The following is a 9,049-nucleotide window of genomic DNA, read 5'->3' on the forward strand; positions in this document are numbered from 1 at the left end:
CTCAGCCCCCGATCAGGGCGTTCATCAGCCCCGTGGCCGCACCCGAACCCGCATCGCGCAGACCCCCGTGCAGCGACCCGATGATGCCGCCGGCGTACATCGCCGCGACCGGGGTGAGCACGAAGGAGGCGATGGCGTACTTGTTGCAGGTGTGGTCGACCATCACGTCGGCGACGATGACGATCGTGCCGATCAGCGCGAACACACCCAGCACCATCACACCGGAGATGCCACCGCCGAAGATGCCGCCCAGCGCACCGGCGGCCATCTGCGCGGCCATGAGCATGATCGAGCCCATCCAGTCACCGACCGTGGAGGCGGCCAGGGCCAGCGACCCCAACGCCGCCAGCGACAGGGGCAGCCACCAGTGCTTGCCCCACTTCTTGTTACAGATCCACGCGGCCCAGAACAGACCCGCAGCGGTCACGAAATACATACTTCCTCCAGCTCACAGGGGGTTTTCAGAGCAGCTCGACAACAGCGGAGACCAACGTGGAGACCACCGTCCAGGCGGCGATGGCCACCACGAACAGCCCCACCGTGCGCGGCGCCGAGACCAGCGAGAACGCCAACAGGTAAGCGGCCGCCGACAGGGGCAGCGACACCACCAGGCGGGCGATCTCACCCAGGCGCCACACCGGCGAGGCCGGCAAATGGTCGCCCTTGAGGGCCTTCTCCCAGATCTGGCCCAGCGGCGGGATGGGCTTGGACCACACGTCCAACCCCTCCATGTGGCCCTGGAACCAGACCCGCAACCGCTCCCCGGACGGCTCCTCCTGTTCGTGCGCCACCTCCTCCTGCTCCTGCGGATCAACCGCAGAACCAGGTGCGGATACAGGTTCGGATTCGGGTTCGGGTTCGGGCGCCGGTGGCGTGACCGGCTCGGGCCGGGGCGCAGGGGCCGCGATCGGGCGCCCGGGCACCGCGAACAACGGCGGCGCCTGGTCGGGGCTCTTGGATGGTTGAGCCCCCACCAGGGGCTCACGGTCAGGCAGGGCACCCATCGGCCCCTCCAATACGTGTGTGATGAACAAGCAGGTCAGACCCTGATCGCTGGTCGCGGTCGGGACGGTGATGGTGGCGCAAGGAGGCCGCCACCCGTATGCGGGTGGCGGCCCCAGGTCAGCCCCTTCGGCGGGGCCCGACTGTGGTGCGCGGTGGGTGGGTCGATACGTGCTCCTTCTCAGGTGGCAGGGGGTGTGCTCGAACAAGCACCAGGACGGCCGGCTCGCATGGCGCCGGTTCACCCCCGTGCGGGGGTGTCGCCGGTTCACACGGGCACCGGCCCGGAGTGGTGCGCACACCCACCCGGAAGGACGGTCCGGGTGGGTGTGCGCACCCGCCGGGGCGGGTGGCGGGCACCCCGCACACCCCAGGAAGGGTGCACAGGGCGCCCGGTAGGGCGGGTCAATCGATCAGACCGGCAGCACGAAGGTGACGCCCGGCAGCACGGTCGGAGACCCCGGCACCACGCGCCACCGCCGCGATACTGGGAGCCTCCCCGGTGGCCTGTTCCAAGACCTTGAAGACCTGGGCCACCCGCGCACGGTTGACCTCGGCCTCGGCTGAGGAGTGGTGCACCACCGCACCCGGCACCTGCGGCATCTGCTGGTCAGAGCCGCCCATGTGCGCGGCCGTCGCGCTCGTGGCGACCATCGCCCCACCGAACCCGGCACCAGAGGCCACGAAGCTGCCGGGGGTGCCGGGTCCACCCGGGTTGAGCATGGAGGCGTCATCGGGCACCCGGGCACCGGTGCCGGAGGGAAGCGCGTAGGGGCGCGTCAGCTCCAGCTCGACCTCCACCTCCTGGCGACGCTTGACCAACCGGGCGTTGGCCTCCAACACCGCCAGTTCTTCCTCGGTCTTGTTCTGCACGGCCTCCTGGCGCAGCTGGGACTCGGCCTGCCGGCGGATGCGCTCGGACTCAGCTTCGGCCTGCTGACGCTCACGGTCCGCATCGGCCTCGGCGGTGGTCAGCTCCGACTCGGCGGTGGCCTTGGCTCGGGCGTAGGCGGCCTGACGGCGAATCTGCGCCAGCTCCTCCTCCTGCTCGGGGGTCAGCCCCGTGGACAGGGCCCGCTCCCGCTCGGCGTGCTGCGCCTCGATACGGGCAGCCTCCTTCTCGCGCTCGGCCTCGACGCGCTCGGCCTGCTCACGGTCCTGGTCGGCGACCTTCACCCGCTCCTGGGTCTCCAGGGCCCGGATGTGGGTGAGCCCGTGCCAGGCGGTCTTGGCCATCAGCGGCAGCACCCCCAGCAGCGCCATCACCCAGGAGGTGGACTGCACCCCGTGGGCGGCGAGGATTCCCGCCGCGCCGATGGCCAGGACCCACCCGGCGATGGTCACCCACCGGCTCACCTGTCCGGTGCGGGTGGCCTGCTGGTAGGCCAGGGCCAGCAGCATCAGCCAGGCCGATTCCACGGCCAGACCGGAGGCCACACCGACCCCGTGCATCAGCAGTCCGGCTCCGGGGCCGGCGATCAGGTCCCAGATCTTCCAGCCGGTGAAGATCACCGACCCCGCGGCGAGCACCCCGGCCAGGACCCGGACCGGGTCGATGGGCTCCTGGCGGCGGGTGTCCGTTCCTCTGAGGGTGGGCAGCGTCATGAGGTCATTCCTTCCAGGTCGTGTGTTCGGTGTGGGCGCTCAGCTCAGGGCGAGCAGCACCAGGGCCAGCACCGCGACCGCGGTGCCGACCAGAATCAGTCGATGGGTGTCGTTCACTGGCAGCGGTCCTCGGTGCGCAGGGCCAGGCGGGCCCAGTCGTCCTCGGCCTCGACCTGGTCGGCGACCAGGGCCACCCCCACCACGGCGCACAGCGCCAAGGACGGGCCGGCCAACGCCAACAGGGCCACGGCGTAGGCGGCGATCAACCCGACGAAGGCCGGCTCGTTGTCGAGCAGCAGGTCCTCGATCAGGTGGCCCAGGTCGGTCAGGGCCGCGCTCACGCGGCCGCCGAAGCGGTGTGGGCCGGCCAGGACCCGTCGACGGTGACAGGCACCAGGTCCAACCCCAGGTCGTGGAAGAGCTCCTCACCGGTGGGTTCGTCAACGAAGAGTTCGTCGACGAGGCGCACGGTGGGCCGGCCGTAGGGGGTGTCGGCCAGGCCGGTGAGGCGGACATCGTCGGCCAGGAGCTCGCGGACCTCGATCGCCTCGGCCGGGTCGTCCCACCCGTCGGCCAGCGCGGCCTCCACGTCCACCGAGGGGTGGTTCCACGGGTCGTCGGGGTCGTGGCCGTGCACGATCTCGGCGGCGTCGGTGTCCCAGAAGGTCGGGCTGTGCGCCCGCATCATCTCCATGTCCTCGATCGCGGCCAGCGCGTCGAAGGTAGGCTCGTCCTCGTACATCTCGTTATCTCCTTCGCAGGTGGACAGGTGTGCAAGAGCCCGCCCGGGCGGTATCCCGGACGGGCTCACTTCGTTTACGTGGGTGGGCTCAGGCGTAGCCGTGGATGACCATCCACAAAATCCCGAGCACGGTCGCGGGCAGCAGTACGGCCAGCGCGAAGCCGGCGAATGCCTGTCCGGAGTCCATGCCTTCCTCCTTCACAGGTGGTGTTCGTGGACCCTGGTGGTCCCCCAGACCCCACCGGCCGCGACGGGCTGGTGGGGACGGGCACCCCAGGGGGGCGGGCGCTACCTCAGTGGTTGTTGGCGGCCCGGTTGACCGCGTCCTTGTCGCCGGACTGGCTCCAGCCGCACGAGCACCAGCCGTGGGCCTGGTCGCCGTCCTCGTTGACGACCCAGGAGTGCGTGATCTGACCCATGAGAGTGGTTCTCCTTCTTCGCAGGTGATGTTCGTGGACCCTGGTGGTCCCCCGGACCGGGCCGGCACCGCGGTGATACGCGATCCGGCCCAGACGGGCACCCCAGGGGGTCAGAGCTCCTTAAGCTGCCGTTCAGCGTCCATGAGCGCGCTCCTAGCAGCAGAGGAAGGGCCCCGGTCAAGCTCGGCCTTGGCGTCCTGGATCCTTCGCGCCAGGTCTGCCTTGGAGCTACGGCGCACCTTCTCGTAGTGGTCGTCGTCGTTCTTGTCTCGGAATCCGAACAGGCTCATGCGGCGACGCTCCTGTTCGCGGTGGTGATCGGGATGACGGGTGCGGGGCGGCCGGTGTGTGCGGCCTCGATGTCGGCGTGGATCAGTTCGGCGGCCTCCTCGACCCGGGCGCGGACACCGCCGGATCGGGTGTCGGCCAGGTCGATGGCGACCAGGAGTTGCGTCACCAGGGCGGGGACCTCGCACACCATGCACACCCGCTGGGTGGCCGGTGTGTAGGTGTCGCAGGCCCGGCACCGCCACGTGGGCGGGGTCATCCGCGTGGTGGGGCCCATCAGAACGGGCCCATCTCGGCGGTGACGCGGTCGAGGGCCAGGGCGTCGCGCTGCGCGGTCAGCGCGGCGATCTGGGCGTCCAGCAGCGCGAGACGGTCCACACCGCCGACCATCACGGTGTCGGAGCGCACCTCGGTGACGAGGTAGCCGGCGGCCTGGAGCGCGGCGGTGACGTCGTCGGTGCCGGTGCCGGCGAGGGTGACCAGCAGCCCGGCCGGGGTCTCAGAGGAGGACCAGATCCCTCGGCCCAGGGTGTTGATGATCGAGTGGACGGTGTCCTTGTTCGGAGGCGTCATGCGGTGTCCTTTCGCAGGTGGAACAGAGCGTGAGCTTTACGACGTAGATATTCAGGCGGCGGTGGCCAGGTGGTGCTGGAGCTGGGCCCGGTAGCGGGCACGGCGGGTAGTGGCCGGGTTGGTGAGCAGGACCGCGCGGACCGCGCGTCGGGTTTCGTCGGGGGTGTTCCAGCCGGTGGCCAGGTGGGCGGTGGCGATGGAGTTGGTGACCTCGGCCAGGTCGGAGAACAGGGTGTCGGCGAGCTGTTCGGCGGTGGCCGCCTCGTCCTGCTCCTCGACGATCTCTTCGTCGTGGTCGCCGGGGTGGTGCGGGGCGATCTGGCGGGTCTCGTCGGGGGAGGTGTTCTCCCCGTAGATGGTCACGGTCGGGTCGTGGACCGCGCGGGGGTTGGCCGGAGCGACCGGAGCGACGTCGGCGCGGGAGTCGGCCCAGATCTCGGCGATCTCGGCGGAGCGGCCGGCGGTGAGCATCAGCTCGTAGGCGTCACGGCCGGTGATCGTCTGGATGGCGTGAGCGATGGCCCAGTCCGCCTGGGTGTGGCCGCCGTGGGAGAGCACACGGTGCACGTCAGCGCTGGTGACACCAGCAACCCGCGCAACCTCTGCGATCGACATCCGTACTCCCCTTCAGTGGAGGCCCCAAGGCCTTTCCTGCTTTGGATGCCCCAATCCAAGCATGCATCTGGCGGCGGCGTCAAGTGTTTGATAGCTTTGGGGCATCCAAAACAAGAAGGATTGGAGAAACCGCAGATGGCACGGCCAGAGCCCCTGTACATCCGACCCGCCAACTGGGTGCGGCAACAAATTCGAGAGGGTCACCTCGCTCCGGGGGCATCCGCTCCCACTGAGCGCGAGTTGGCCAAGCAATTCGGCATCAGTCGAGACACGGCAGGACGCTCACTGGAGCTGCTGGTCTCCGAGGGTCTACTCACGCCGGGCAACACCCGAGCAGGCCGGAAGGTACGCAACACCCGGGTACTGCCGATCCACGCGAGTCACAGCGAACAGATGGAACGCCGTCGTAGCGCTGGCGTGGATGCCTGGGTGTCCGACACACAGGAGGCCGGTCGCGAACCCGGTCAGGCCATCGATGTCCGTGTTGTGCAGGCCATTGAGGAGATCGCCCGGTGGCTGGAGATCGAGGCAGACACACCGGTCGCAGTACGTCGGCGGGTTCGGACGTTGGACGGAGAGCCGAGCAACACCGCCACCACCTACTACTCCATGGATATCGCCCGAGAGGTGCCAGAGATCCTCGACCCGGGCGACGTCAAACAGGGGGTACTGGCACTGATGGCTGAACACGGATACGTCACCGAGCACTACGTGGACGCGCTCCGGTGGCGCCCTCCCACACCTGAGGAAGCGGCGTCCCTGGGGATTGGTCAAGGCGTTGCGGTCCTGATCCAGTCCCGCACTGGCTACCAGGACGGCCACCCCATCCACATCACCCAGACCGTATGGCCAGGAAACACGATCGAGTTGCGCTACGAACTACCCGCTTGACAGGGAGAGGCCGTATGACGATTGACGGATGGCCGATGAGGCTGGCAGAAACCGATGACCTCCCCGCCGTGGTCGACACCCTCAACGAGGCAGGCGGGCGCTTGGCTTTGCGTGGCCTCGACCAGTGGGGGCACAACTGGATGCCCTCTGAACGGATGGCGGTGATGATCGACCGCAAAGAGGTCTACGTCGCCATCAGCTCCGGACAGATCATTGCCACGGTTGCCCTGGCCGAAGACCCTGGCCCCTTCTGGACCCCGGAGGAGCGGGCAGAGCGAGTGATCTACATGGGGAAGCTCGCACGCCGCAACGATGCACCTCCCGGAGTGGGGAAGTGGATCATGAACGTGTGGGTCCCTGGATGGGCGTGGGAATCCGGCTACAACATCGTGCGCCTGGATGCGTGGCGCACGAACCCTGACCTGCACGACTTCTACCGCCTGCGCGGATGGCAGTACGTCCGAACAGAAACGGTGACTGGAAACAAATCTGGCGCTCTCTTTGAACGACCAGCACGCCCGGCACCTGGACAAGTGGCAGGCACCTGCGATCCGTAAGGAGAAGACATGATCATCGAGAGCACCACCAGCGTGCACTCCCCTGACTCCCCATCCGCAGTCATGCAGACGAGGCCAGAACTCCTGTTCAAAGTGCCCAAGTCCGTGGTGCGTGGCGTCCCTCCGTTCCTGGAGGACGAGCACCCGATCACCCTGGCCCCTGGGCTGGAGTGCCCTGTTTGGCACGACGGAACGGTCTGGCGGGTGGGCATCCCTGGTTGGGGAGCGTCCTATGCCGCCCATGTGGTGCACTGGCCAGCACTCGAATCCTTGTCCACCGACACCAGGTACACGTTGGTGGCGCCTAGGTCCAGCAGCGAGGACATCACGCTGGTTTCGACTTAGAAACGAAGAACCCCCGGGCGGTAATCGGCCCGGGGGTTCTTCTGGGCCCTGGGTGTGACTCAAGCGCATGCTGAGCGCTACTCAGGCGATAGCGTCTGTCGTGAAACACGGTCGTCTGAGTCAAGTACCGGGCCGGTTACAGCTTCATCCGAGCCGTCTGAGCGGAGTGCCGGGCCGAACACCACGCAGGAGGTCCCTGCGGTGTTTCCCGGTGCCCCAAGTCAGCCGTCTCACCCCAGACATGACGAAGGCCCGGGCTGGCACCCGGGCCTCGTCCAAAACCAAGTGACCTCTACTCACTGGCTACGCCCCCGCATACGCGGAAAGCTCAACACCGTCATCGTACCCAGGAAGGGACGACAGTTTGCACCCGACATGGGTGACAAGGTCCTCCCCTCCGGTCCTGACGGCGTAGCTCAGTGGGTCACCCAGGTCTAGAAAGCAGACCCGTGATTTCCGAGACCTCCGGTACCCCCGGCATCCCCCAGGGGGTGCCCGATGAGCTCTAAAGCATCTGACTACACCTGGCAGCTCAAGGTCGGCAGCACTCCGCGAAAGCTCCTCTTGACGCGCATGGCCAAGATGGCCGAAGGCGAGCGGCATAGCTACTACTTCAAGGTCGACCTGATCTCCACCTACCTGGAGATCCCGAGGAACAAGGTGTCCAGCTACCTCGCTGACCTGCAATCCATGGGCCTGGTGAGTGTCCTGGAGCGCACCTACGTCGACGGAGGCCAGAAGGAAAGCCGTGTCTTCATCCACGGCCCCTGGGACTGCTTCGGCGGCACCGGGACCCCCTTCGCCGAGATCGAGCCGCACCTCAAGGACAAGAACTTCAAGGCTGCGGACACCGTTGAGATCACCCCTGAAGTCCTGGCAGAGCTGCGCACGACCTTCAACGAGTACGCCGAAGAGGACGGGGTCTTCCGCGACGGCAACCCACGTTCTCGCTGGCGGCTCGGGTCACGCGCCCACTCGCTCGTGTGCTGGTACGGCCTCGGCAACACCGTGATCCACAACGACCGGCCCGCCCGAGTCACCACCATCACCAACACCGGTCCGAGGAACAAGGTCATCCCCGTCCAGGTGAACCTGACCTACATCGATGAGGCCAGCGGGGACGTTGAAGGGGTTCTCCCCCAGGACCTGAAGCAGCCCGAGCCTACGGTCGAGCCCCCAGTCCAGGACCAGCCAACTCCCCAAAATCCCAGTTCAGATGGGGGGATACCAAATGGTCAGGGGGGTGATGACCAAACAGTCAGGGGGGTGATGACCAAACAGTCAGGGCATGGGATGACCAAACAGTCAGCCCATGAATCTTCATCTAACGCAAAGCGTAAATCTTCTTCTTCTGAGGCAGCGGAGAGCGAAGGTCACGGACCAGAAGAAGAGGAAGAGTCGCCTTCGGCACCGGGGGGCATCGAAGGTGCTGCTGCAATCGTGGCTTCTCGCACCGACGCGACCGATGAGGAAGCTAGGGCTCTGGTCGCTAAGTTCCTCGATGCTGCTCTTGCCCGCGGTAAGGAAATCGGTCAGCCAGACGTGTACGTCAGCCGATTCAAGGATGGCGACCTCGGATACCACTTGAGCCTCCTGCGCCGCCAGCGTGCACCTCAGGGCCGCACAGAGCCCACAGAGGCCGACTCTCGATGCTCGGAGCACCACGAGCCCCTCGACTGCGTGGCGTGCGAGAACCTCAACCCCGGCCACGGCCGCCTCCTGCTGCGCCGTTACGGCCCCGTCCGCCGCCCTGACCTCGCCCGCCGGTACGGGCCCGTCGGGGCCCACGCCTGACCCCGAACACACAAAAGGGCGACGAACCCGGTTGGTAGCCGAGGGTTCGTCGCCCTGCCCACCCTGCCTACGGATGGAGAAGTTCCAGTATGACCCACACCGACCTGCCCCTTACCGACCACGAACCCCACCACGAGGACGTCCTGCGCTCCCTGTTCGACCCGGGTCTGGAACAGACCGTGCTCGGCTGCATCCTGATGCCCGGCGGTACCGCCGGG

Annotated in this window: 14 protein-coding genes; 4 read left to right on the forward strand and 10 right to left on the reverse strand. The window is 67.3% G+C overall.

Going from position 1 to position 9,049, the window contains the following annotated elements:
* Nucleotide 1 precedes the first annotated feature (1 nt).
* The 10 genes from BQ8420_RS02955 to BQ8420_RS02995 all read right to left on the reverse strand — a co-directional run bounded on the left by BQ8420_RS02955 (nucleotide 2) and on the right by BQ8420_RS02995 (nucleotide 5,244).
* Nucleotides 2-427 (reverse strand): hypothetical protein, encoded by a 426-nt coding sequence (locus BQ8420_RS02955; protein WP_143847075.1) that lies wholly within the window; start codon nucleotides 425-427, stop codon nucleotides 2-4.
* Between the two features lie 34 nt (nucleotides 428-461).
* On the reverse strand, nucleotides 462-791 hold the full coding sequence (locus BQ8420_RS02960; protein WP_087096251.1) for a hypothetical protein: 330 nt from the start codon (nucleotides 789-791) through the stop codon (nucleotides 462-464).
* A gap of 616 nt (nucleotides 792-1,407) precedes the next feature.
* On the reverse strand, nucleotides 1,408-2,607 hold the full coding sequence (locus BQ8420_RS02965) for an ATP synthase F0 subunit B (RefSeq protein WP_087096252.1): 1,200 nt from the start codon (nucleotides 2,605-2,607) through the stop codon (nucleotides 1,408-1,410).
* A 113-nt stretch (nucleotides 2,608-2,720) separates the two neighbouring features.
* Nucleotides 2,721-2,948: a hypothetical protein gene (locus tag BQ8420_RS02970; RefSeq protein WP_087096253.1), complete on the reverse strand. Its 228-nt coding sequence runs from the start codon at nucleotides 2,946-2,948 to the stop codon at nucleotides 2,721-2,723.
* Nucleotides 2,945-3,349, reverse strand: coding sequence for a hypothetical protein (locus BQ8420_RS02975; RefSeq protein WP_087096254.1), 405 nt, complete (start codon nucleotides 3,347-3,349; stop codon nucleotides 2,945-2,947). The genes BQ8420_RS02970 and BQ8420_RS02975 overlap by 4 nt, the downstream gene beginning before the upstream one ends.
* A 293-nt stretch (nucleotides 3,350-3,642) precedes the next feature.
* Nucleotides 3,643-3,768 (reverse strand): hypothetical protein, encoded by a 126-nt coding sequence (locus BQ8420_RS32990; RefSeq protein WP_255404796.1) that lies wholly within the window; start codon nucleotides 3,766-3,768, stop codon nucleotides 3,643-3,645.
* A gap of 110 nt (nucleotides 3,769-3,878) precedes the next feature.
* Complete coding sequence (locus BQ8420_RS02980) at nucleotides 3,879-4,058, reverse strand: hypothetical protein (RefSeq protein ID WP_087096255.1); 180 nt, start codon at nucleotides 4,056-4,058, stop codon at nucleotides 3,879-3,881.
* The gene (locus BQ8420_RS02985; protein WP_235005891.1) at nucleotides 4,055-4,333 is read right to left on the reverse strand and encodes a hypothetical protein; all 279 of its coding nucleotides are present in this window, start codon (nucleotides 4,331-4,333) and stop codon (nucleotides 4,055-4,057) included. Before BQ8420_RS02985 ends, BQ8420_RS02980 begins: the two co-directional genes overlap by 4 nt.
* Nucleotides 4,333-4,629 (reverse strand): hypothetical protein, encoded by a 297-nt coding sequence (locus BQ8420_RS02990; protein ID WP_087096256.1) that lies wholly within the window; start codon nucleotides 4,627-4,629, stop codon nucleotides 4,333-4,335. The genes BQ8420_RS02985 and BQ8420_RS02990 overlap by 1 nt, the downstream gene beginning before the upstream one ends.
* A 51-nt stretch (nucleotides 4,630-4,680) precedes the next feature.
* Nucleotides 4,681-5,244, reverse strand: coding sequence for a hypothetical protein (locus tag BQ8420_RS02995; protein ID WP_143847077.1), 564 nt, complete (start codon nucleotides 5,242-5,244; stop codon nucleotides 4,681-4,683).
* A 135-nt stretch (nucleotides 5,245-5,379) separates the two neighbouring features.
* On the opposite strand from BQ8420_RS02995, the gene BQ8420_RS03000 reads away from it, so the two are divergent.
* The 4 genes from BQ8420_RS03000 to BQ8420_RS03015 all read left to right on the forward strand — a co-directional run bounded on the left by BQ8420_RS03000 (nucleotide 5,380) and on the right by BQ8420_RS03015 (nucleotide 8,831).
* The gene (locus tag BQ8420_RS03000) at nucleotides 5,380-6,135 is read left to right on the forward strand and encodes a GntR family transcriptional regulator (protein ID WP_160049268.1); all 756 of its coding nucleotides are present in this window, start codon (nucleotides 5,380-5,382) and stop codon (nucleotides 6,133-6,135) included.
* 14 nt (nucleotides 6,136-6,149) lie between these two features.
* Complete coding sequence (locus BQ8420_RS03005) at nucleotides 6,150-6,692, forward strand: GNAT family N-acetyltransferase (RefSeq protein ID WP_087096259.1); 543 nt, start codon at nucleotides 6,150-6,152, stop codon at nucleotides 6,690-6,692.
* A 9-nt stretch (nucleotides 6,693-6,701) separates the two neighbouring features.
* Nucleotides 6,702-7,037: a hypothetical protein gene (locus BQ8420_RS03010; protein WP_087096260.1), complete on the forward strand. Its 336-nt coding sequence runs from the start codon at nucleotides 6,702-6,704 to the stop codon at nucleotides 7,035-7,037.
* Nucleotides 7,038-7,535: 498 nt separating this feature from the next.
* Entirely contained in the window at nucleotides 7,536-8,831 is a 1,296-nt protein-coding gene (locus BQ8420_RS03015; RefSeq protein WP_087096261.1) for a hypothetical protein, read from the forward strand.
* The last annotated feature ends 218 nt before the right edge of the window (nucleotides 8,832-9,049 follow it).

This window comes from Nocardiopsis sp. JB363 (genome assembly GCF_900143625.1).
Classification (GTDB): domain Bacteria; phylum Actinomycetota; class Actinomycetes; order Streptosporangiales; family Streptosporangiaceae; genus Nocardiopsis.